The sequence below is a fragment of the Paenibacillus aceris genome (assembly GCF_017874035.1).
Classification (GTDB): Bacteria; Bacillota; Bacilli; order Paenibacillales; family NBRC-103111; genus Paenibacillus_E; species Paenibacillus_E aceris.
Map to the genome: position 1 here is coordinate 1 of NZ_JAGGKV010000039.1, position 24,477 is coordinate 24,477.

Genomic DNA, 24,477 nt, shown 5'->3' on the forward strand with positions numbered 1-24,477 from the left:
GGGCTCTCGGCACCATAGTTGAACGACCTTCCTCGCCAGCCGTATTAACATTATAGCCAAACTCAACAAATTTTCATTTGTCCGTGGTGCCCCGTAGGGGCATGGATGGCTAACGAGGAACGTTAGTTCAGTGATCCAGAGAGCAGTTTGTCGCCACGACAGCCGCTCTTTCTGTCGTTAGGCTAAATGGCCGGATAGTTGGTAGCAACCTTGAATAGTTAGGCGGAATATCCTAAATCATGGAAGGAGAAATACATGTCTCAATTCCCTATATTAGAAACAGAAAGATTTGTACTTAGACAGATTAAACAAGATGATTCAAAAGAAATATTTCAATATTTCTCTATGGATGAAGTTACGAAATTTTATGATTTGGAGAGTTTTACGAATATCGAACAAGCAGAAGATTTAATTCGCAGATGGAATCAGAGATTTGAAAACAATCAAGGAATTCGCTGGGGAATCACTTTGCGTTCGGAAAGCAGAGTAATCGGAACATGTGGATTTCATGGTTGGGCGAAAAATCATTGTAAAATTGAAATTGGATATGAACTATCACCAGAATATTGGAGGCAAGGTTTTATGACTGAGGTGATTCTGAAGATAAATGAATTCGGATTTAACAATCTTGGATTAAACAGAATTGAAGCATTTGTAGAACCAGAGAATATGGAATCAAGGAGGGTGCTTGAGAAAGTTGGGTTTAGAGAAGAAGGTATATTGAAGGAACATTTTTATTGGAGGAGTCGATTTGTTGATACTGTCATATATGCATTACTTAAGAAAGACTATGATGTGCGTTAAGTAGTAGGATTATAATAACATGCTCCCTGGTTTCGTTAAAGTAACGGGTGGTTATTGAAATCAGGTAAAAACATCAAATTGAATAAATAGTTCGTTAAGGTACTAGAGGTGACATAAATGAATATGAGAAGTTACTTGATTATTCTGTTAGTAATAATGGTGTCTATGATTTTTGCAGGGTGTTTAAAAGGTGAAAAAGCACATTCGGACTTAGTCGGTACCGTCAATGTAGAAAATTTAGATTCAGCAACAACAGTGACGTATACATTCAAAAATCAAAGTGGAAAAAGGGTAACTGTTATTGGCGGAGCAAGCTATAAGTTACATAGAGACAACAAATTAGTAGACGAAGGTATTGTTCCAGTAAAAGACTACATTGATTTGGATCCTGGAGAAGATTATACAGATAAAAAGACATTTCCAAATTTGCAGCCTGGTTCGTACAGTATAAGAGTAGAATGGAACAAAACGGTAGTTTCTTCTAATTTTGCTCGAAACTGAAAATGAAAAATCCTTTGTTAACGGAGAACGATAGCTGAATAAAAAAACGCGCCAGTCGGCCATAAGGATCAGCAAAATTATGAGGTGTAATTGGAGGGTTGATATGTTAAATGAAGCATTTTTTGTTGGTCAGATTGTAAGAGAACATGAGCAAGTATGGCTAAGGGGGAGAGCCTTACAGCATATTTTTGTTGATGAATATCTTTATTTGGTTAATGACGATTCTCAAGCATCAAAATATCTCATAAAGAAGATTAAGACCTATGGAAAGTATGTTGATGGACTTTATGCTCCAATGACAGGCGATTTGCTTGTAGAAGTCGATGGTGAACTAAAGACAGGTGAACATATGTTATATAGGTAACTTGAATGAAAGAGCAATTTTATTTTGCGGTGGTGAAAATGTGAATATTTTGGTTAAAATATGGTTTGTTGTGGATAAGGAATTAATTGAAGTTGCGAATATACTAAAAAATTCTTTGGGGTTACAAGAGTTTATTTAACTAACGGGAAGGATTGCGCCAACAGATGCATAACTTTTTAAGAGCAATGAATTGCAAAGGAGAGATGGTCAACTGAATCAAGAGATAATTATTAATTTACCGTTAGAGCCTCATGAAGTCCCAACTTTAAGAGAACTGGTGGGTTGGGATGGTAGGCATTCTGATTATCCAATTTTATTTGAACGTTGCAATTTCTGGGCTGGACTCAGGGATGGAAAGAATGAACTAATAGCATTTGGTTATATTGCAGGAATGGGGTTGCAACACGGATATATGGAAGATATCATTGTACATCCGCAACACCAGAGAAAAGGGATAGGTCAAGCCTTAGTAAATAAATTACTTCAAGAAGCGGAACGTTTTGGATTAGAGATTGTAACATTGACTTACGATTCTAAACATAATACGTTTTACTCAGATTGTGGTTTTGTTCCTTGTCCTGGAGGACTCTGGAGGAGAAAAGACTAATCTAACGGATAAGGTTAGTTCAATAAAAAACAGCGGCGGCAGCAGACTTTATTTTTTAAGTCCTAGTCCGTCACTGTTTCTTCGTGATGTGCCAGCAGCCGGTCAGAATCATCGACTACTACTTCGTGGAACTTAAGGGTAGGATGCCACGGCAAACCATTGAATTAAAAGATAGATTAGGCAAGTGATTTGACCACTAAGGAAGGATGATCATTAGGATGAAATTAATGTGTGAGTGTGGTTATACAATATATGATCAAACAGATTACTTGTCCTATAAGGCATAAAATTTTGTAGAGGTTTGAGCTCTTCATGTGGATTAAGCTCTAACGGTGAACGTTAGTTCAATAAGGGTTTATGATTTTGGTTCGAAAAAAAAACGAGACCTTGGAAATAAACATTTCGAAGAGAAAATACAGCTTCTTAGTTCCCACGCACCGGCAATGTTAACTCAACAAGTCGAACGCCAAAGTTAGCAGAAACGAATTACGGAGGAAAAATACAAAAAGCATTAAAAAACATAGATTAGAGGAAATTTTAGGTAGCCATTGGCTACTTTTTGTTTATAGATAAAAATCAACATTTAACAAAGCCTGATTAAGCTATCGGAGAACGATGGTTTAACGAGCACGAAATAAACTGAAGAGAGTCGTCTAGTAGGTGGAAGTTATTTATATTCTAAATCGGTTCGGAGGGTGGATTTTATGTATTATCGTTACCAAATAAATCCATAGTCAAACTAAAAAAAACCATAAACTTGTCTCGGAAAGTATAGGATAATATCTGTAGATTTACATAAAGGAGGCATCATAGTGAAAAAGTTGAGGAAATCTTTATTGTCGCTTTGTATTGTAACCGCTTTCTACGCAATCCCTTTCGGTGCATCGGCTGAGGAATCGGTAGTGAAGGTCTCTTCAGTGGACGAAATTTCAGCAGCCATGATCAAAGCGCAACCCGGTGATACGATTGTGATGAGGAACGGAGTATGGAAGGATGCTGCTATTGTGATGGAAGGCGCAGGCAAGCAGAATAAACCCATCACGCTGCGCGCGGAAACACCGGGTCAGGTAGTGCTCAGCGGCGCCTCCACACTCAACATCGGAGGATCGTATCTTGTGGTGGATGGCTTGGTATTTAAAGATGGGGGAGATATCGATGATTCCGGTGTCATTGAGTTCAGGGTGGGAGATCATGAAGCGACGCATTCCCGGCTTACTAACGTCCAAATGCTTGACTATAATCCTCTAAGCAACGAGAAGAACACGAAGTGGGTTGGATTATACGGCAGCTATAACAGAGTGGATCATTCCTATTTCAAAGGTAAGAAAAACATTGGTGCAACAATGGTAGTTTGGAGAGAGCAAGCGGGCGAGCAGCACCATGTCATTGATCACAATCATTTTGCCGGCCGGCCCATCCTGCACGACGATAGTGGACAAGTGATTAGTAATGAAGCGGAAACGCTGAGAATCGGAACGAGTACCTATTCTCTCTCGGATTCTTATACGACGGTAGAGAACAACCTGTTCGAGAACAATGATGGAGAAATCGAAATGATCTCGGTTAAATCAGGGAAGAATGTGATTCGCGGCAATACATTTTTGAACAATGCAGCGACCGTTACACTTCGTCATGGCAATGGAACGCACATTGAAAACAACTTCTTTTTCGCTAATGGCAAGGCGAACGCCGGCGCGATCCGCGTTATAGGCGAAGACCATGTGATTGCCAACAATTATATTAGTGGCATTGTGGGCAGCAATACGACACGTGGGGCCATTGTTCTAACGAATGGCATACCTAACTCGGATCTGAACAAATATTTTCAAGTCAAAAATGTGCTCATTACTCACAACACACTCGTGAACAATGATAACAACATCATCGTTGGCGATAAAAAGAGCGGTACGAATACGTTAGCGCCTGTAGACACGATTATAGCAAATAACGTCGTACAGGCAAGCGGGAACGCTAAGCTTCCTCTTATTAAGGTAATCGACGATTCAGCAGCTCTTACATATGAAGGGAATTTCATGTATGGCGCCGAACTCGGGATCGGGCCGGTCGCAGGGATTACGCAGCAAAATCCTCAGCTGGCTTTGGCAGAAGACGGATTATACCGTGCGGGCGAAGAAAGTCCGATTATCAACGCGTTGAAAAACGGGGCTTACTCCGTAAAAGAAGATATGGATGGCCAGCCCCGACCTCAAGGCAACAGAGATGCCGGAGCGGATGAGGTATCCAAAACGCCTATAAGGAACAAGCCTTTACAGCCTAGCGATGTCGGACCCGAGTGGCTTAACGCATCTGAATGAGAAGTAACCGAGCTCTCATCAGTATGTCCGTATTAACTATCGGGACATGTTCATTGTATGAAAGCAGGTGTGCAAAAAACGCCTGCCTTCAATCGATTTAAGAATAAAAAATTTAGCATAATGGGCTGTTGGTCAGTTGAGAAGCGAGAGGGCCCGTTTGTGTCATTAATGTAGGCAGATTTGTGTCATTAGACAAGAAGTGTCAGGCGACACAAACATAATTGCATTTAGATCCTCGTCAATCGGGGATTTTTTATTTCAAAGCACCTATGTTTGTGTCGCAAGGCCACGACACAAACATAGGCGCAGAATCATGCTTATAGTAACGACTGGATTAGCAATGGTTTATCACATTGCCATTAAGCTAAAGTGCAGGATAGTTCCAATATGTGGTATATTTGATTAAATGACATTTTCTAAGCGGAGGTGCTTATGAATCCTGCTTTTGACACCTACATCCAATCGCTAGCCGGTCGGAACGTGACCGTCATCGGCGCTGGCGTCAGCAATTCACCACTGATCCGCATGCTTTGCTCAGCCGAGGCGCACGTCACCGTGTGCGACCGCAATCCGGCCTTGCCGCGGGAGGAGTGGGACAATCTAGGCGTCGGGTTGTGCCTGGGGGAGAATTATCTGGATAGCATTGGGGGCGACGTAGTGTTCCGCACTCCAGGTATGCGCCCAGACCATCCGGCGTTGGACTCGGCCCGTGCTGGCGGCAGCCGAGTGACCAGTGAGATGGAGGAGTTCTTTGCGCTGTGTCCTTGTCCTATTTTCGGCGTGACCGGTTCGGACGGTAAGACCACCACCACGTCGTTGATTGCAGACATGTTGGCTGACGGAGGGCGTACGGTTTATCTGGGAGGCAACATTGGCACACCACTTCTGACGCGCGTGGGCGAGATGTCGCCGCTGGATGCTTGCGCGGTTGAGCTGTCCAGCTTCCAGCTGATGGACATGACGCGCTCTCCCCATGTGGCGGTGATTACCAACCTCTCGCCCAATCACCTCGACTGGCACCGCGACATACATGAATATACCGCCGCTAAGCGTCGCCTGCTAGATTTTCAAAGTGCTAACGACTTTGCCGTCCTTAACGGCGACAATCCGGTGACCGCTGAACTGCGCGGGCGGGGTCGGACCAAGTATTTCGGCGTGCACACTGTCCACGATGGCATAATCGACGGTCTATTACCCATCAGTGATATTCGTTTACCGGGTTGGTATAACGTGGAGAACGTTATGGCTGCCATGACCGCCGTACGGGGGTCCGTGTCTGATGAAGCAATCTTAGAGACGGTGCGCAACTTCGTCGGCGTGGAGCACCGAAACCAGTGGGTAGCTACTGTTGGCGGGGTGCATTATTACAACAATTCAATCGGCTCCAGCCCCGCACGTACCGTCGCTACGCTGCATGCGCATGTGGGCCGAGTGCTGCTGATCGCCGGTGGGCGAGATAAGAAAGTACCGTTTGACGAGATGGCTAAACTGCTACCTGATCATGTCAAGGTGCTGCTGTTGATCGGAGAAGCGGCCAGTCAAATCGAGGCAGAGGCGCGCAAAATGCCAAGTTGCCCACCTATTGTCCGCTGCGAAGGCCTGGCCGAAGCAGTGGCGCAGGCGCACAAGCTGTCCGTACCAGGCGACACTGTGCTGCTGAGTCCTGCATGCACTGCTTTTGACCAATATCGTAATTTTGAAGAGCGCGGGCGTCACTTTGTAGACCTGGTCGGGTCGCTGCACCGGTCGGTCGGAGGGAAATGATTGATTACTTGACGGCAGCCGGCAATGAACGGCTGCTTTTTCGTTGAACTAAAGGGCAGATATGCGCAATTGTAATGTGGAATAAAATGTGAGACAAGGGTTATATAGGAGTTGACATTGATATGATTCGTGAAGCTGAACGATCTGAGGTTTTACCGCTAAAACCATGACAAATTATTAATATACTAACGAGGGACTATAGCTCAATACAGAACGAAACGAGGCTGCCGGCACAAACGGCAGCCTCCATTACGTTAATGGGCATGATTACGCAACAATACTAGGCTAGTTTCGTCTAATAAGATATGGGGATTTCTACCATTCCAGTGGAGGTGATAAAAATTGTGGAAAAGAACAACAAAGGTCTTACTGATTTATTTGTTCTTGTTCGGTACGTTGTTTGTGGTGGAGCCTTTAACTGTCAATGCATGCTCTTGTGCTGGACCACCAAGTATAGAAGATCAGTTGAATCCAAAAACCGCAATTTTTAAGGGCAAATTATTGAGTTTGAAAAAATCTGTTAATGGGATGATTTGGTCTTCCGCAGAAGTAAAAGCTCAATTCGAAGTGAAAACGATATGGAAAGGAACACTGAGTTCTCAAACGACTGTTTACACAGCATTGAGTTCGGCAAGTTGTGGATATGAGGGATTCGAAGTAAATGAAGAATATATTGTTTTTGCCTATGGTGATCCAGATCGACTTGAAACAGGACTTTGTGAAGGAACTAAGACTACTGCATCCGCACAAGGTGATCTTAAAGCATTGGGGGCAGGATATGAACCCTCTATGATAACAATCCATCAAGTAGATAACCGATCCGTCATAATCGTTTTAGTTCTTGCAATTTCTCTAACATTGCTCGTCTTGCTGGTCCTATCATTAAGAAGGCGACGCCGATGATAGAACTGTTGCGCCTGCTCTTTACTTACTAAAGCTTCATATTAACGTTTGATTGTTAAGCCTCTAACGGAGAACTGTAGCTTAATAAAACACTAGTTAAGGCATCCTAGATCAAGAGGCTGCCTTTTCTCCGTTTACGGGGAAACACGGTAGGAAAAGAAAAAAACCATGCGAATGAATATAAAGTATGAAAGATACAGGACCTTGTTCGGGTATTAACACTGAAAGGTGGAATGTAATGCAGCGCAGAATGCGTAAAGCAGTAAAATTAGGATTAGCTGGTGGGGTTAGTTGGGCAGTAGTTAGCTATTTTTTAAATAAAAACATAGGTGCTAGTATTGTTGGGGCATCGTCATGGTTTATTGTAACTATTTTAATTGCATTGGTTTTTCCTGAAAGTAACCAAAAATGATCTCTTCTGAGTTTGAAAAAAATCATTAATTTACTAACGGATAACGATAGTTAAAAAAACTTGAGAGCAGCACGCCGGAGCGCTGCTCTTTTTTCATGTTAGCTATTCGGGTAGGGGAGTTCCAATATATGGTACAGAAGTACATAAAAGAGCGAGATCATCATCATACCGAAGATAAGAGAGAATGAAATGTTCATCTTAAAGAATGACGATCATGGCATTATTGGATAGATGCGTCATAGTTATCTTCGGGATAATACACCGTTCATGAATATGATTTGGATCGACGGCCCTTTTCGAACTAAAGGAGCTGAAAAAAGGCAGTTCTCTTTCGTGAAGAAGAGAACGATAGCTTGCAGTCGGCTATGACGATCGGCTGGCGATCCTTCGCTAACGGTAGGACAGTGATTAACACAAGATTTCACCTGATAGTGGTTTTATCGTTATGGTGGCAGAACGTGAATCCGATAATGGAAGGCGGCTTGAAGTATACATCGATTCAGATATAGATAGCCTTCAAAGCAATCAAAAAATTGAGTGCAGAATTTGTACAATTATAAACCCTTGTAAAGCGATATGTGTATTAGAATTTAACTCAACAAGTAAAGAAAAATTTCAACTTCCTGTGATTGACGGGTTTCATATGAATAAAGATGGGAACGAAGTAATTCTATTCAATGAATAGCTGGGTTCGTGAAGACAACTCGTTTGTAATGGGGAATTAATCTAACGGTGAACGATAGTTGAATTTTGGTCTTGCCATTGAAACTTGGAAATGCCTCCCAACGTACTGTGTAGCAAACACTAATAACGTTGGAGGTATGCACATGGAACTTGGTATGGTACCGAATAGCACAATGGCGAAAAGAAAGAGCCCCGTTGGCAGAATAATAGTGTGGAGCCTGCTCGGTGTAGTTTTCCTTATTGCAGTGCTCAACAGCTTCGCTATCGTTCAGTTTGGCCATGTCGGACTTTACAAAACGTTGGGCAAATTAAGTGATACAACGCTAATGCCAGGCATTCATTTCAAATTTCCTTTCGTTCAAAAAATTATTCAAGTTAACGTGCAAGTGACCAAAGCGGAAACGGACACCTCGGCGTCCTCGAAGGATCTTCAGCCCGTTTCCACGCATGTGGCACTGAACTATTCCGTAAACAAAGAATCGGCGTATAATCTGATGAACAACATCGGCAGTTCGTTTGATACAATTATTGTCGCGCCGGCGATTCAGGAAATCGTGAAAGAAGTGACAGCGAAATATGCGGCCGAAGATCTGATTGCAAAACGTGATATGGTCGCGAATGAAATTCGTGATCTGCTAACTAAGCGGATGTCGCGTTATGATCTGGTCGTCAATGACATCAACATCGTCAATTTCAAGTTCTCGGATGCTTTCAATCAGTCGATCGAGGCCAAGCAAGTGGCGCAACAGCAAGCCCTTAAAGCGGAGAACGACTTGAAAAGAATTCAGATTGAAGCGCAGCAGACGATCGCGCAGGCCCAAGCTGAAGCGGAGTCGCTCAAACTGAAGAAGCAGGAAGTAACGCCGGACCTCATCGCGCTCAAGCAAATTGAAGTACAACAAGAGGCCATACAGAAATGGGATGGCAAACTGCCTTCCGTCACTGGCGGCGCGACGCCTTTTATCGATGTGAACAGCATGACCGCGAAGTGAGAGGAACTTCGGAAACAATTATAATTTCTGGTAAGTTTTAAGATAAGACATCAAAAGGTCCTTCGAGCAATGCTTTAAGGACCTTTTCTTGGTTTTCGCTTTTAACAAATAAAAAGAAATCAATAGAGTCATACATCGCCATCAAACAGCAGGGTAAGGTCATTCTTACTTATGAAGCTAACGGTCTGTAATGTTGAGTGGTTATGGTAAATGAAGGATATTACTGCGTGGAGACGGTGCGAGATCGTCAGTTCGATAGACTAAGATTTGCTCAGTAACAATATACATCCAGAATACTGTGCGGTTTAACCGGGCGAGGAGCGTTGGATAATTATGAATATGGCTGAGCTTAAGCGATTTATCATTTCAATCGAGATTAAAGCATTAGAGAAAACATTAGTTGATGGAGAAGGTGAGAGTCAGTTCTCCGAATTGATCAGAGATAGAATCGCAAACCTCAAGCGAGAAGGAGAGTGGATTCATCGGTTTGACGATGGGTTGCCGACCTCACGATTCATATCGTCTGTCCTCGTCACTCGGAGCGCTGTCACGGGCGACGTCGACACGATACGTGACATCTATCGCCGAGCTTCGCTGACAAACGAAGCCGACCACGATCTAATCGCCACTCATCCCGAGTGGCTCGTGTGGGATGTCGCGATGCTGCCTTTCGCGCACGTTGCTGTTGTTGACGGGCGGATCGTCGGCTTCGCATCGTCGCGTCAGGTCGACGACTTCCTTGAGCTCGAGGATCTGTTCACCGATCCTGACTGGATGCGCCAAGGCATTGCGAGTGCGCTGATCGCCGACATTGCGCGTCGCGGCTTGCGTATAGAGGTGTCCGCCAAACACGCGAAGGCGTTCTACGAATCGGTGGGGTTCGTCGTCATCGGCATCGCTAACTCACCGGGCGGACCCCTGCTACGGATGCACCTGGATGTCACCCGTGTTCGACCTTGACGAGCTTTTGATGTGGTTATATACAGCAAATTCATAACTTTAGTTTACACTTAATTAAGTGTATGCTACATTAATAACATGATTGAAAAAATACTCCATGCTCTGGCTGAACCTCGTCGCAGAGACATATTGTCTCTCATTCAGAACGGAGAGCTCCCATCGAGCGACATCGCATCCCATTTTAACATTACCGCCCCAGCAGTTTCTCAGCATCTCAAAGTTCTTGAAGAATCTGGACTCGTCGTTATCCGGAAAGCGGGAACAAAACGGTACTATCGAATCAGGAGGGAGGGCTTCTCCGAATTGAAGCAGTATATCGACCGTTATTGGGATGACAGTCTGCTGCGCTTAAAGCAAGCGGCGGAAGAGGAAGAGAGGAGAAATCGTATATCCGATGAACCAACAAGCCAAAGATAAACTCGTAAAGGAAATATTTATTGAATGCCGACCGGAGACATTGTTTTCTTTTTTTACTGATGCAGACAAAATGAAGCGCTGGATGGGCCAACATGTTTTACTGGAGCCCAAACTGGGTGGCAAGTTCCGGATTGACCTCAATGGTAATGACATCGCATTGGGGGAATACATGGAGATCGTCCCCAATGAGAAAGTTGTATTGTCATGGGGCTGGGAGAAGTCGAAGCTCGTTCCTCCAGGATCAAGCAAGGTTGAATTCCGGTTGCAGGCTCAGGATCACGGCACACTTTTGATATTGTCACATTATGATTTGCCTTTAGAAGAGATTGAATCACATGTGAAAGGCTGGACCCACTTTATGAAACGGTTGCTAGCTTCTGCCGGAGATCCCGATCCGCAGCCGATCCGAGATTCAAAATAACTTTTTAATTTTAAAGAGGTGAATTCGACAAATGAATGAAGCGAATTTTACTGTTATGAATGCAGGACCGTTTGATGGTCTTCTCAATGAACCGGAAGGGCCACCTGGAAAGTATTATTTAAAGGACAGGCTTGGACTGACCGGCATGGAGGTTTCACTTAACCAATTGCCGATGGGAGGAGCAGTTCCTTTCTACCACAAACATCGTGAAAATGAGGAGCTGTACCTTTTCACAGGCGGCCGGGGCCAGTTTCAGGTGGATGGGCATATTTTTGAAGTCAAGGAAGGAACTGCGGTTCGTGTTAGCCCTGAAGGAGAACGTACGCTCCGCAATATCGGTACCGAGGATTTATTTTTTGTAGTTGTTCAAGTCCAAACAAGCAGTCTTCGCCAGTGGGAAAAGACGGATGCTGTCATTCCGGATAAGCCGGTGGATTGGCCGGTTGCTTAAAAGAAATGGTGACTGGTTTAAGAATATCGAGTGACAACAACCTTATCACATTAATTGCCGCGAATAATCGCGGCTTTTTTATTTTAGCTGATAGCCTAGCTCCAATTTTGTTATCAATTGGGCATTGAGCTAACTTGGAACTATAGCACAATAACCAGGGAGCAGTTTGCCGCGGCAGCTGCCCCCTGGTTTTGTTCAAGTATTGGGCAGTTATCTTAGTTTATGGTGTGTTAAAATATAGGTATTCGTGGCTGATGAGGTGACAAGTAAATATGCAAAGAATTTCCGAGGAACAGATACACTTACTGCTTGAAAGCATTAAAGATGGTACCTGTACACTCAAAGACAACCAAATGGGTGTTTTATAATATAAAACATAGGAGGATGAAATGGCCTGGAGCAAATTGAAGCAACATCTGGAAAGTTTTCTCAGTCCTGCGCTATATGGAAGGGTCGAATACCTTTCATCCAGTTACCGCTATTTACCAGATAAGGCGGGACTTTGTTATATTGCGGTAGACAAAAAGAACGTACTCAATATGAGTGATACCTTAATCAGATGGTATCAGACGGAATTGGAAATTAAGAATGATTCAGATATCCAGATTCCTATCAACGATGATGACATTGAAGCGGTCAGAAAAGATACCAAAGGGAGTGTTCCGGAGGATCGTTTAAAAGTAATAGCAAGAAGTAGAAAACTATCGGAATATGCAAAGGAGCTTTTGTCAGCACAATCATCATTGAGTAAATCAAATTTTATCGTTATAGCTAACAAGTTTTTATCCATTTCTATAGAGGAAAGCATAGAGAGCAATGATATCTTATTGAATATTCTAGCTTTAGTTGATAGACGAGTTGGAAAAAAACGGATTTTAAACATGACCGAAAAGATGAAGTTAAAGCATCCAATTGTACAGTATTTTTTTGAACTACGACTTAGTACATTATGAAAATAAATAACTCATTCAACTACAAACGGGAGGTATTTTATGCGAACATTCATATATTTGCGTAAGTTTTACTCCCGCTCAATTACTTGGGATGGCTTTAGCAAAACAAATTAGATGATGACTTAACATTAAGTTCAACCCCGCGGTGCTGCTGTATGACCGTCGCGACTACTGTTGAGCTAACTGGGAACGTTAGTGTAATAACTAGGGAGCAGATCGCCGCAATTGGCGGCTGCTTCCTTTTTCTATTGAAGTAAAGGGCAGCATAACGGAACTGAACGTTTGTTTATGGCGTCTAGGTATATATTAAAGGAAATAATTACCAATGGGGTGTTAGGCTAGGAGTGTTCCGATGAAAAATACGTTTATTCTGTAAAGTCGCAACCAATGCTAGTGAAGGTGATCTCCGAACGTAATGAAATTATGGAATACGATTCAAGGCTAAAAATGCGAGAAGCTGTAGAACTTCCGATTAATGATGTTACTGATGTGTCTTATTTAAACTTGAATACATTTCATTGGGACAAAGGGTTGGTAAAAATTAACTAACCAATTACCGATACCCCGCTAATTCATACATTTTGTTGAGTAATAGAATAGAATTGATATTCTTCCACGAAATGATATATTAAGTATATCAACATAAAGCTCTAGGGAGAATAAAATGGAAACGCATTTATACAAACAGTTGTATATGCATATTGTACATGAGATTCAACAGGGAAAATTAAAGACCGGAGATCGTGTATCATCCGAAAAAGAATTGGCCGAACAATTTGGCGTTAGCCGCATCACTTCCAAGAAGGCGCTCGAAAAGTTGGCAGAAGCGGGTGTTATCAAACGTATCCAGGGAAAAGGGTCGTTTGTGGCGAATGGCCATACTTCGGGTTTGGAACTAATGCGCCAATCGGAGGAAAGAACGAGCGCGGCAATCCGTGTTCAAGAAAGACATCTCATTGGATTAATTATTCCAAGTTTTTCGGATGAATATGGCTTGAAGCTCCTTCATGCCATGGAAAAGCAGAGCGCACTGCATGAGTGTGATCTAATCATCAAGAGGACCGGCGGTAGCAAAGAAGAAGAAGAGCATGCGATCCAACTTTTTGTCAGCCTAGGTGTCAAGGGATTAATCGTGACCCCCGTCCATGGCGAGCATTATAATGCAGAACTCATTCGTGTTGTCTTGGGCAAGTTTCCTGTCGTATTGGTCGACCGGTATTTGAAAGGAATTCCGGTATGTTCCGTTTACACGGATAACAGAAAAGCTGCGCAAGATCTTACGCTTCATCTGATCGGGAAAGGCCATCAAAACATCGCCTATTTGTCGCCACCGGTCGAAAATACATCAGCCCTGGAAGACAGGCTTCTGGGATATACCTTGGCTTTTACCCGGGAAGGGTTGAAGTTAAATCAGGACTATTGCTTAACGAATATTACAGGCACCCGTTCAGGTTCATGGGCAGGGGATTTAGAGACGCTCAAAAGCTTTTTAGGACAAAACACCGATGTAAAAGCATTTGTTGTTTCGGAATATCTGGTCGCCACCATGTTGGCTCAAGCCATTGATGCACAAGGAAAAAAGTTGGAAAACTACGATATCGTCTGCTTCGACTCATTAAACGATTTTTTGGGTAAGCCGATTTTTACCCACATTCAACAAGATGAGAAACGGATGGGCGAAGAAGCGGTGGAATTGTTGATCTCGCAGTTATATGGAGAAGCTGTCACCGAACAAAGAATTGTCGAACATAGAATGATTGTGAAAGAATAACAAGTAAAGTGAATTAACAGAGAAACCGTGGAATTCGAATGCCATGGTTTTTGTTTTTCTAATTGCCCTAACTGTTCTGAAAAGGCAAATTTCTTACAGGCATGTCGCGAAATCGTAGTGGACATGGTATATTTCCCCATATTATTATACTTAGTATACAAACGTATTTTACTGATTTGTTTGTATCAGTAATTGTCATACTATTCTTGCTTTTCTGAAGGAGGTAACAGTATGTATCGGAGCAGTAAAAAAATGTTATCCATCTCCACCTGTGTCTTGTGTGCATCTATGTTATTCGGTTGTTCGAAGGGGACTGAAACGACAAACACCACAGCCAGTACGACGACCCCGGCAGCAACCAGTGCAGCTACGGCTGCGGCAAAGGAAACGAAAGCACCCGATGCAGCCAAAAAAACCATCACCATCACATATAGAGACGATGGTACTGGTGAGAACGGAACGCTTTACAAATGGTTCAAAGATGTGGCTGCCAGCTATCCGAACAAAGATGTCATCATCAAGCAGACGCCGATCCAGGCTTCTGAAGGCGACTACTTCGCGAAAATTGCGCTAGCCCTCAAATCCAAAGACACAGCACCGGATATCGTTACAGAAGACACCTTCATGTTAAACTCCGATGCCAGCGCCGGCCTTTTGTCTCCTTTGGATGACAAGGTAAAAAGCTGGACTGACTGGACAAATGGTTCCTTCATCGAAGCGATGAAAAAAGGGGTAACAGCCGCCGACGGTAAAATTTACGGCGTACCGTATAACACGGACTCCCGGGGCCTCTGGTACAACAAGCAAATTTTCAAACAATCCGGACTGCCTGAAGATTGGAAACCAAAAACTTGGGATGAAGTCTTGAGCGCAGCAAGAACAATCAAGGAAAAAGCAGCCAAGGACGTTGTACCTTTCTGGATGAACATGGGTAAAGCAACTGGCGAAGCGACTTCCATGCAAACTTATGAAATGCTGCTTTACGGAACAGGCGAAAGACTTTACGATGATTCGAGTTCGAAGTGGACCGTTAAAAGTCAAGGTATTTTGGATGCGCTTTCATTTGTCGATACCATTAACAAAGAGAAACTTGGCCCTCCTCTTTCCAAAGTATTGAACGGCCAAGCGGGCAACTCCTCTGCTCGTGAATATTTGCCAAAGGGCAAACTCGGCATCTCCTTGGACGGTTCCTGGATTGCAGGCAACTATTTGCCGAATGGAGCAGCTCCATGGCCGGAGTATAAAGATGTTCTGGGCTTTGCTCCAATGCCTACAAGCAAAGGTCAAGCTCCAGGTTCCATTACTTTAGCTGGCGGATGGGCGCTGTCTGTTCCTGCTAACGCTCAGCATAAAGACGAAGCTTGGGACTTCATTAAATATGCCCTTAACAAAGAAAACACACAAAAACTTGTAACTGCAAGCGGTAACATTACGGTTCGGGCCGACGTCGCAAAAGATCCGGGCTATACGCAAATGCCATTTAATGCAATTGCTACCGATTATTTGAAAAATGCGGAGTTCAGACCTGCTCGTGACAAATATCCAGAAGTATCCACACAAATTCAGGCTATGGTTGAGTCTGTGGCGACAGGCACCTCACCTGCCGATGCGATGAAGAAGTATCAGCAAGACGTAACCCGCATTGTTGGAGAGGATAAAGTCAGCGTGAAGTAATGGCAGCACCTTGCCCTGGCGCCCTATTTAAGAATACGGGGTCAGGGCAAGCCCAGTTTGCCCTAACATCACCAGAGAGAAAGGAGAGAACTATGATGAGCAGTACGGCAATCCCAGTAACCTCCAGAAAGACGTACACATGGTTGTATTTTTTATTCCCTTCGTTGGCCGTTATGCTAGTTTTCTTCATCTATCCGATCTTGCTAACGTTTTTCTACTCATTTACGAACTTGGCATTGACCGGAGAATCAGCAAAACAGCTAAAATTTGTTGGTTTTGACAACTATGTCCGCATGTTTGCGGATCCAACCGTTAGAATCAGTATCTGGAACACGTTAATTTTCCTGATCGGCTCAGCTGTCATCGGCCAACAAGTGCTGGGATTTCTGATCGCAATCTTGATGAAACGTAAAAATAAAACGTTTCGCCGTGTGATTGGAACTGTCGTTCTCGCCGGTTGGGTAACACCTGAAATTGTTTGCGCATTATGTCTCTACAGCTATTTCGGCGACGAGGGTACGTTAAACGCCATTCTAAGTACACTAGGCATTCCGACGGTCACTTGGCTATACACCGTTCCTATGCTCACGATTATTTTAGCGAACGTATGGCATGGAACAGCCTTCTCTATGCTTGTGTTTCAAGCAGCACTTGACGATGTACCGAAAGAAATCGAGGAAGCGGCGCTTGTCGACGGAGCATCACGTTGGAAAATTTTAACTTCTATTATTCTTCCTTATATTAAAGGAACGATTACTACCAATGCGATGCTGGTTACTTTACAGACCCTAGGCGTTTTCGGCCTCATCTATGCGATGACCGGCGGGGGTCCAGGCACAGCAACAACGACCTTACCAATCTTTATGTATAACCAAGCCTTTATAAACTATCAGCTCGGTTACGGTACGGCCATTTCTTTATTGCTCTTGCTTCTGGGTATTGTGTTGAGTTTGTTCTATATTCGCACTTTAAAAGAGTAAAACCACAAGGAGAGTTGGTATGACTGAGATCTACCGTAAAGTCGTTTATCGCACCTTGCCCTACGCAGCGCTCACCTTCATCGGCATTTGTTTCCTGCTCCCACTCTTATGGGTGCTAGTTGCCTCCGTGGATCCTAACGCCATGCAATCGCTTAAGATCCCCAGTTCTTTGACAGCAGGCAACTATATCGACGTGATCACTAGTCGCGCGAACCAGCGCGCATTTCTAATAGGACTCATCATTTCGCTCGGTCAAGCTTTGATTGTCGTTTTAATAGGTCTGCTAGCGGCTTATCCACTGTCTAGATATCAATTGAAGTATAAAAAGCCGTTCATGCTGACCATCTTATTTATGACCTCACTGCCAATCACAGCAGTTATGGTCCCTGTGTATCAATTGTTTTTGACATTAAAGCTTTATGACAATATCTTCGGCGTCATTCTTTTTAAAGTCGCCTCCGCCATGCCATATGGCATCTGGATGCTCAAAAATTTCATGGATTCCGTACCGAACGAATTAGAAGAAGCGGCATGGGTGGACGGTGCGTCCATTCTCGCAGGCATCCGCAGGATCGTCACACCATTGATGATTCCGGGAATATGCACGGTTGCCATCTTTACCTTCTCCGGTAGCTGGGGCAACTTTTTCGTTCCCTACATTCTCTTGAGTACGCCTGAGAAGTTCCCGGCGGCGCTCAAGCTATATCAGTTCTTCGGGCAGTACGGTATGGTGGATTACGGTAAATTGGCAGCGTTTTCTACGCTCTATGCCATTCCGTCAGTTGTCATGTATATTCTCTCTCAGCAATTTATGTCCAAAGGTTTCGGCCTCCAAGGCGGGACCAAAGGATAGCGTGAATGCTTTTCATGCTTCATTTAAGGACGAACGTAACCCAGCACATTCCACCTAACATACTAGAGTTCATTAAGAGAGTAAAGCCTTATTTATAGGGCTTTTTTTCATTTTACCTTATTTCACGAAGGCCATTGAAGGCATTTCCATTCAATCTTTTCGTTCAAGCATGTCATTAAAGTGATAAAAGGACAGAAGAGATAAAGTGGTTCGGCATGTTGACCAACGGAGATCTTATAGGTGGTTCATTCAGAATACTTGATTTCCTTTTTATTTTACCGTAACTTAGATAAGAATTATTTTTGAGATCGAATGAGTGGAGACTAATAGTACAACGTAACGAGCAAGACCCTTACCTATTATGGTGATGGTTTTTCCTATATGATTAGTTTCGTTTGTGGGGCTCGTCGGGAATGGGATAATGTTCTTGTCATTTATGACATCATGTTCTTGTCAACTGCCGGATGTCAAGAATATATACCGGTTGCCGATTTACCCGGAGTGTCTCAACCTTGTCGCAAATCTAATGTAGGGGAGCCATGACACTTTGACGATAGTACGGCCGAGTGTGTTTTGTATAAAAAAATTATTAAACTCTAGCGGACGGCGTTGAGCTACGGGTAGGTAGGGTGGAATCTGCAGCCTATTTTTGCGGCTATGTGGACATGGGTTCAGGAAAATAGCTTAAGTACCGAGAGTGGGGCAGGAGAGATGACATAGAAGTGAATGAAACGAAACATGAGAGCGCAGACGGTTGGGAACGGAACCTAATGAATATGAAGTGAGGGAGGATTGTACCATAAAGAAGGGGAAACAAGTGTGGTTATCCAATTGTATATTGGAGCAATTCTGAATGGATTAATTTTTATGGGAGGTGTAATTTTTGTTAAAGAAAAAAGTGTACTTAAGGACTCTCCTATTTACAATCGTTTTCTTTACTTTTCTCTTTTTGCCCGCAGGATCACTTAACTTTTGGGAGGCATGGATTTATTTTGTGATCTTTTTAGGTTCAACGTTCTTTATCAATGGCTATTTTTTGAAGAGAGATCCTGAACTAATAGAGAGAAGAACTAATTCTATAGAAAAAGAAAAGGAACAAAAAATTTTCCAAACCATATCTGGTATCTCTTTTTTTGTCGGATTGTTAATCCTTCCTGGTTTAGACTATCGATTTGGTTGGTCAAGTTTTCCTTTATTTATTGTATTTGTAGCAGATGTCATCATCTTACTTGGCTTTTTGATTGTTTTCTTAGTTTTTAAAGAGAATTCTTATACGTCTGCCATAATTGAAGTGACCGAGAACCAGAAAGTTATATCAACAGGTCCATACGCGTTGGTTCGGCATCCAATGTATACAGGGGCTATATTTATTATACTTTTCACTCCTTTAGCATTAGGTTCAATTTGGGCATTGATTCCCTCGATTTCTATAATCATTATTATTGTTCTAAGGCTGTTAAATGAAGAAAAAGTATTGTTAAAAGAGTTGAAAGGATATGAGGATTATTGTAAGAAAACACGGTATCATTTAATTCCCCTTATTTGGTAAGGCTTCAAGTCAAATTGAATAACACATGAAAAAAAGAAGTTCGAAAACTAGTGGCATTTAGTTACGCTAACGGAAAACTATTTTTCAATTACAATATGACGGCAGCTGGCACATGATCGGCTGCCGTTGTCTGTTGAAGTAAGGGTAAGGGAATAAACGCACCAACCAGATGACTTAAACTGTGGGAATATGTGGCTTAGAGTGGATTACGTAAGGTAGTTTGAGGGCAGATCTGACAAAGGGTTCCGATAAGCTTGATTTGATTCTCGAGGGAGAGGTAATAACACATTTCTGCACAGGTATAGACAGAGATATCTCCTTTGAAACACTTTTAAGGTATATGATATTGAACTTGCGCAGGATCCAAAAAATCCGAACAAGCTCGGTACACAGTTTTAATTATTTTGCATTCGCAAAATATCGGCAGTCGGAGGACACCCAAATAACTGAAAAAGACCAATTTGCAGGCCCTTGATGGGCCTGCATGGGTCTACACACGAATTAAAAATTAACCCCTAAACTCTACTTGCTGTGGTTTATCAATATACTTGCTGAAGTGATCAAGTCCCCACATCCAAACCGTTCCATCTCTTTTGATAATGGACTCTGTCGGCGAATAGTAATTATTAATATTAACTGAAGCAGCGTCGTCAATGCCATCAATTTAAATAATTCCTTCCAAACGGTTTGAGGCTCAATGCCAAGCGCTTCCCATTTCTCAACAAAATAGCCCTTACCCCAAACCGTTCCATCTTTCTTCACAAAAAGTACATGTTCAAAGTTGCTAGAAACGTCCACAACATCCGAAAGTTCATCAATTTGATAAGGTGCTGCAGGAGTGAGAGCTACATTGAGGGAATCTCTATTTTTGAAGAAATCAGTTGTTCTCCCCCAATTCCATACGGTACCATCATTTTTAATGGCATAATGGTTGTTTTTAAGCTGGACAATGTCTTTTAGATTTTCGAGTTGCACTGGCTTAGTATAGCGGATCGTGTCATATAAGGGCCTGCTCGAACCCCATGGGTTATATTCATCAATGTTCCAAACCGTTCCATCCTCTTTTAAAAATGTTATTTCATCGTAGTCAGTAGAAACTAACATGTCTTTAACATGGTCGATACCTTCAACAAGAACTGGCTCTGCTTTCAATGGAATAGTCAGATCATATTTTACAGTTTCAATGATCCATACTTTTCCGTCTCGATCAAGAGCTAAAACGATGGTACCGAGCTCATCAACTTTTACGATATTTTCTAAGTGAGGGATTCGCTCTCCCAAAGTTGCAGAGATATGCTCCTTGTAATCGGGTTGCTCATTATCTGTTGTTCGTTCTACTGCCCATACGGTACCATCATTTTTTAAGACAACATTCGAAGCACTGCTTTTAACATCTGTAATACTTGTTGCTTTAACCATCGGATTAGGGAAAAAACCATCTTTTACGGAAATGGCATGAAGAGCCAGACACCAAGCATTCCCTTGATCGTCAATAGCTAATGAATAATAGGGATCTTTCCAATGAACGATCTTTGACTGATCCTTTGCCGAAGAATCTGCCGCTGTTGCTGTCAGTGGAGCAATACTTGAAAGCGATAGTACAGAAAATAACGCAGCACTTTGAATTATTCGTTTTGACCAATAATGAAACTTCATCGTCTTCATCTCTCCTTTAATTGGGAAATTCTTTTTATTAATCCAATTTTATCCATACTATTAGACGGGGAAAATAGGGAATAGTTTCGAGACGTAATAAACTTTTCTAATAATTCCCAAATAAACTTTACATATTAGGTTATCTAAATGAAAAACAGGAATTCGTATTACGCGGCTGTGGCTGGGTGGTGAAAGAATTAATCGCGATTAGCAGCTATCTTATGTTTGATTCATTCGTTATGGATTTTTAGTTTTATTCTATTTGTTTTGATTTTTTGAAATTACCTTAATGGAGTATGGATAGCTAAATCTTGGTTGCCAATCTGCACCCGTTTTGGTTCACTCCGCTAACGGGCAGAAGAGTGTGGCAGGTCTTAATTTGAAATAAAGGATTTAATTGGTTATGTTACGAAATTTAATAATCAAATTATTACATAATAAATTTCCATATAATAATCTATTTTTAGTCATTTCAACTTAATTATCAAAAAACTTTGGAAGTTTTTGATTATGGAGAAAGTTAGAAAGGACCAGTGTTTTAAAGTCGTAGGGATAACAGTATGATAGATGTTGAAGTCTAATATAAATTATTTTGAGGTGACACAACATGCTTAATAAAGACAAAGTTAGCATTCCTGATATTGAGATTTTAGAGAAGATTATAGATAACACAAACGGATATATTATAAATAAAAACCTTAACCCTAATAATCGATTTGAGGTATACAACGAGAAAAAACAAAGTAAATTCTTATGTACTATGACAGCAGACCATACTCTCTTTAGTATAGATATTATTAATGCTTATGATGAAAATCTCATAAAAATATTAGACAATGTATTGAAGCATTACAGCTTAGAAACAGATAATCTCATTGAAGATATATCAAGGTGCTTTGCACGAAAAAATGAATTTCAAACTGATTATGATAGATATTGGGTTACTTACAGGTATCATAAAGAAAGTGACAGGGTATTAATTCGTTATAGAGCACATGATGAGGATTAATATCAACATTATTAATTTTGATGTCCATTCCGCTAACGCGGAACTTTAGCGCAGGAGCTGCAATGAGACAGCTCTTTTTTGTTCATTCAAGTAACGGGCAGTTTAGCGGAAAGATTATTCAGAAATAAATCATCCAAGTATCTGGTGGTTGACGAAGGAATTTGGAAGGTAATGGAAGAATATTGTGAAGAAATAAATTTATAGAGGGGTGTGACTGTTTTATATGCAACCTATCTTTGAGACTAGAAGACTAGTCCTAAGACCATTTAAATTGGCAGACGCTAAAAGTGTGCAGGAATTGGCCGGAGATATAGAAGTAGCGAAAACAACTTTAGCTATCCCTCATCCATACCCAGATGGGGCAGCCGAAGCATGGATTGAAGGTGCTCGTCAAGCTGCTGAAAATGGCAATAGCTTTGCTTTTGCTATGCTAAAAAAAGATGATGGAACATTGATTGGAAACATGAGCATGGGAGTTACCCAAAAGCACGAACGTGCCGAACTTGCCTACTGGGTAGGTCGCCAATATTGGGGGCAAGGATTTGCAACCGAGGCAGCCCAAAGGATGATTCAATATGGATTTGAGGATTTAAAATTAAACCGTATCTTCGCCGCCGCAATGACCAAAAACCCAAGCTCCTATAAAATCATGAGTAAAATTGGGATGAAACAGGAAGGCATATTCAAAAAGCATATTTTGAAATGGGATGTTTTCGAAGATTTAGTTTTTTACGGTATGACAAAATCGGATTACGATGCCAAAAGTCATTGAACAAATGGGATACGATACCATAACAAACAGGGAGCAGCTTGCCGCAGCAGCTCCCTGATCGCATTCAAGTGACGGGCAGGTTAATCCTAAAGGAATGTGAAGAATATTTTAGTTCGTGTGTTTGCATTACTAAAGGGATTTGGAGCATAATTGAGATTGAGCGTCATAGTATGAAACACAAATTTAGGTTAATGGAGGGTTTGTAGTAATGTCAGATAACACTGCAAGCAACAATCCTGGGAAAATACACTTCATGTTATGGTCTACGCCTCCAAGAACAACTTTTCCTCAGGATATGACCGTAGAAGAACGGAACGTTATGCATCAACACATCGCCTATTGGACGGATAAGCAGAATCAGGGGATTGCGCTGGTTTTCGGACCGGTTAGAAAACCAAACGATCCTCATGGACTCGCCATCATTGAGGTTGAAGCTGCAGACCAAGTTCCACAACTCATCGCCAAAGATCCTGCCGTTATTGCGGGAGTGATGACTACGGAATTTTATCCGATAATGGCAACCTTACCGAAATTGCACTCTTCACTCTGAAGTAAGATGTAAATGGGGCCGATGCGACAAAGGTATTGGCACTTTTATTGCGCTAACGGTGAACGATAGTTGAATAAAACAGCGACAGTCTAGGACTTTATTTTCTCGTCCTTGGGCTGTCGTTGTTCAATTTTCAGGCTCAGTCTAAAACTTAATTTATGGAGACTGACGATATGGCAATTCGAAAAGCCGCGTGGAATAAAATCAACCAGTCTATTACTTTATTTTCTGCTGACATTAGAGATACGACAGCGGTTGATGTCAACAAATTGGCGGTTGGCGTTGCCGAAAATGATACAGGCACCGTATATATTGACAATGTAAGAATAACGAAATAATACTAGGCCGACAGCAAGAAGAAGCCAGCAAGCCCTGCTGGCTTTTTGCAATTTAACTAATAAAAATCTCAATTTCAACTTGATATAATCTTCACTTCATCTTGACATGTACGCAATATATTAATACCTGTAACAGCAAATAAAACACTGAAAAGAGGTTACTAACATGGTAAAGAAGAAAACAAAATTATTCACTGTACTCGGTATTTCTGCAGTACTATTAGTGGGAGCTGCTAGTGCATATGCGGCAAATGCAACCAATGCAAGCCCAAAACAAGTAAATAAGGTAGTACCAGTACAAACATCGGACAAAGCTCCAACTCCTCAAGAAATTGAATCCGTATTAAAAGGTGAACCAACACCAGCAACAATTAAAGTAGAAGGTTTATTTTCTAAAGATGGTAAGCCTGATCATACGGCAGATTTTTTTCTAAACGATGAAAAATTAATCTCGTTATTAAGAATGAGCACACAAGAATTAAAACAAGAGTTAGCAACAGGTAAATCTGTCGTTGAGATTGCCGAGTCTAGAAATGTTTCAAAACAACAACTGATTGATGCTATTGCAAAAACACAGGTTGACGCACAAATTCAAGCCGAAAATAAGGGTGAAGTTCCTAATAGCAATAGTTCAATGGAGAAAGATGTTCAAAGAAAAGTGGTACAAGTCATCGAGCATAAAACTGAAACCGCATGGAGTAAATAAATCGTTCAACGAAAAGGAACAGTGATGCCGACGGAGGCAGCTGTTCCTTTTTAAATTATCTTTACACAATC

Annotated in this window: 25 protein-coding genes; 24 read left to right on the forward strand and 1 reads right to left on the reverse strand. The window is 42.0% G+C overall.

All coding sequences use genetic code 11. The annotated features are described in order from the left end of the window. Positions 1–255: 255 nt before the first annotated feature. From J2Z65_RS33710 to J2Z65_RS33800, 19 genes are all read left to right on the forward strand, one after another. Entirely contained in the window at positions 256–804 is a 549-nt protein-coding gene (locus J2Z65_RS33710) for a GNAT family N-acetyltransferase (protein WP_209856302.1), read from the forward strand. A gap of 117 nt (positions 805–921) precedes the next feature. Next, positions 922–1,305, forward strand: a complete 384-nt coding sequence (locus J2Z65_RS33715; RefSeq protein WP_167064547.1) for a hypothetical protein — start codon at positions 922–924, stop codon at positions 1,303–1,305. A gap of 103 nt (positions 1,306–1,408) precedes the next feature. Beyond that, positions 1,409–1,669, forward strand: coding sequence for a hypothetical protein (locus J2Z65_RS33720; RefSeq protein ID WP_167064550.1), 261 nt, complete (start codon positions 1,409–1,411; stop codon positions 1,667–1,669). Between the two features lie 190 nt (positions 1,670–1,859). Next, entirely contained in the window at positions 1,860–2,276 is a 417-nt protein-coding gene (locus J2Z65_RS33725) for a GNAT family N-acetyltransferase (RefSeq protein ID WP_338111769.1), read from the forward strand. A gap of 812 nt (positions 2,277–3,088) precedes the next feature. After that, complete coding sequence (locus tag J2Z65_RS33730; RefSeq protein WP_167064553.1) at positions 3,089–4,591, forward strand: chondroitinase-B domain-containing protein; 1,503 nt, start codon at positions 3,089–3,091, stop codon at positions 4,589–4,591. A 432-nt stretch (positions 4,592–5,023) separates the two neighbouring features. Continuing rightward, a complete protein-coding gene (gene murD, locus J2Z65_RS33735; protein WP_167064556.1) occupies positions 5,024–6,355 on the forward strand; it encodes a UDP-N-acetylmuramoyl-L-alanine--D-glutamate ligase in 1,332 nt (443 codons plus the stop codon). Positions 6,356–6,697: 342 nt separating this feature from the next. Further along, the gene (locus J2Z65_RS33740) at positions 6,698–7,258 is read left to right on the forward strand and encodes a hypothetical protein (RefSeq protein ID WP_167064559.1); all 561 of its coding nucleotides are present in this window, start codon (positions 6,698–6,700) and stop codon (positions 7,256–7,258) included. Between the two features lie 238 nt (positions 7,259–7,496). Then, the gene (locus J2Z65_RS33745) at positions 7,497–7,670 is read left to right on the forward strand and encodes a hypothetical protein (RefSeq protein ID WP_167064562.1); all 174 of its coding nucleotides are present in this window, start codon (positions 7,497–7,499) and stop codon (positions 7,668–7,670) included. An 827-nt stretch (positions 7,671–8,497) separates the two neighbouring features. After that, positions 8,498–9,346 carry a prohibitin family protein gene (locus J2Z65_RS33750; RefSeq protein WP_240159924.1) on the forward strand — a complete coding sequence of 283 codons (849 nt, stop codon included), beginning with the start codon at positions 8,498–8,500 and terminating at the stop codon, positions 9,344–9,346. A gap of 333 nt (positions 9,347–9,679) precedes the next feature. Continuing rightward, complete coding sequence (locus J2Z65_RS33755) at positions 9,680–10,306, forward strand: GNAT family N-acetyltransferase (RefSeq protein WP_240159925.1); 627 nt, start codon at positions 9,680–9,682, stop codon at positions 10,304–10,306. A 78-nt stretch (positions 10,307–10,384) separates the two neighbouring features. After that, on the forward strand, positions 10,385–10,723 hold the full coding sequence (locus tag J2Z65_RS33760; protein ID WP_193581075.1) for an ArsR/SmtB family transcription factor: 339 nt from the start codon (positions 10,385–10,387) through the stop codon (positions 10,721–10,723). Next, positions 10,701–11,144, forward strand: a complete 444-nt coding sequence (locus J2Z65_RS33765; RefSeq protein ID WP_167064565.1) for an SRPBCC family protein — start codon at positions 10,701–10,703, stop codon at positions 11,142–11,144. The genes J2Z65_RS33760 and J2Z65_RS33765 overlap by 23 nt, the downstream gene beginning before the upstream one ends. Before the next feature lie 31 nt (positions 11,145–11,175). Beyond that, positions 11,176–11,595 carry a cupin domain-containing protein gene (locus tag J2Z65_RS33770; protein ID WP_167064568.1) on the forward strand — a complete coding sequence of 140 codons (420 nt, stop codon included), beginning with the start codon at positions 11,176–11,178 and terminating at the stop codon, positions 11,593–11,595. Between the two features lie 389 nt (positions 11,596–11,984). Next, positions 11,985–12,548 (forward strand): SF0329 family protein, encoded by a 564-nt coding sequence (locus tag J2Z65_RS33775; RefSeq protein ID WP_167064571.1) that lies wholly within the window; start codon positions 11,985–11,987, stop codon positions 12,546–12,548. 664 nt (positions 12,549–13,212) lie between these two features. Further along, positions 13,213–14,319 (forward strand): GntR family transcriptional regulator, encoded by a 1,107-nt coding sequence (locus J2Z65_RS33780; RefSeq protein ID WP_209856305.1) that lies wholly within the window; start codon positions 13,213–13,215, stop codon positions 14,317–14,319. 231 nt (positions 14,320–14,550) lie between these two features. Further along, entirely contained in the window at positions 14,551–15,993 is a 1,443-nt protein-coding gene (locus tag J2Z65_RS33785) for an ABC transporter substrate-binding protein (protein ID WP_167064577.1), read from the forward strand. A 95-nt stretch (positions 15,994–16,088) separates the two neighbouring features. Beyond that, positions 16,089–16,973, forward strand: a complete 885-nt coding sequence (locus J2Z65_RS33790; RefSeq protein WP_167064634.1) for a carbohydrate ABC transporter permease — start codon at positions 16,089–16,091, stop codon at positions 16,971–16,973. A 19-nt stretch (positions 16,974–16,992) separates the two neighbouring features. Further along, on the forward strand, positions 16,993–17,826 hold the full coding sequence (locus J2Z65_RS33795; protein ID WP_209856308.1) for a carbohydrate ABC transporter permease: 834 nt from the start codon (positions 16,993–16,995) through the stop codon (positions 17,824–17,826). An 883-nt stretch (positions 17,827–18,709) separates the two neighbouring features. Continuing rightward, complete coding sequence (locus tag J2Z65_RS33800; protein WP_167064580.1) at positions 18,710–19,375, forward strand: methyltransferase family protein; 666 nt, start codon at positions 18,710–18,712, stop codon at positions 19,373–19,375. A gap of 522 nt (positions 19,376–19,897) precedes the next feature. Here J2Z65_RS33800 and J2Z65_RS33805 read toward each other — a convergent pair. Beyond that, positions 19,898–21,031 carry an RCC1 domain-containing protein gene (locus tag J2Z65_RS33805; RefSeq protein ID WP_209856311.1) on the reverse strand — a complete coding sequence of 378 codons (1,134 nt, stop codon included), beginning with the start codon at positions 21,029–21,031 and terminating at the stop codon, positions 19,898–19,900. A gap of 607 nt (positions 21,032–21,638) precedes the next feature. Between J2Z65_RS33805 and J2Z65_RS33810 the strand changes: the two genes are divergently transcribed. The 5 genes from J2Z65_RS33810 (at position 21,639) to J2Z65_RS33830 (ending at position 24,406) form a co-directional block, all read left to right on the forward strand. Continuing rightward, entirely contained in the window at positions 21,639–22,040 is a 402-nt protein-coding gene (locus J2Z65_RS33810; protein ID WP_167064585.1) for a hypothetical protein, read from the forward strand. 223 nt (positions 22,041–22,263) lie between these two features. Next, complete coding sequence (locus J2Z65_RS33815; RefSeq protein WP_167064589.1) at positions 22,264–22,812, forward strand: GNAT family N-acetyltransferase; 549 nt, start codon at positions 22,264–22,266, stop codon at positions 22,810–22,812. Between the two features lie 208 nt (positions 22,813–23,020). Further along, positions 23,021–23,362 carry a YciI family protein gene (locus J2Z65_RS33820; protein ID WP_167064592.1) on the forward strand — a complete coding sequence of 114 codons (342 nt, stop codon included), beginning with the start codon at positions 23,021–23,023 and terminating at the stop codon, positions 23,360–23,362. Between the two features lie 173 nt (positions 23,363–23,535). Then, positions 23,536–23,700, forward strand: a complete 165-nt coding sequence (locus J2Z65_RS33825) for a hypothetical protein (protein WP_209856314.1) — start codon at positions 23,536–23,538, stop codon at positions 23,698–23,700. 166 nt (positions 23,701–23,866) lie between these two features. Then, positions 23,867–24,406, forward strand: coding sequence for a hypothetical protein (locus J2Z65_RS33830; RefSeq protein WP_167064597.1), 540 nt, complete (start codon positions 23,867–23,869; stop codon positions 24,404–24,406). Positions 24,407–24,477: the final 71 nt, after the last annotated feature.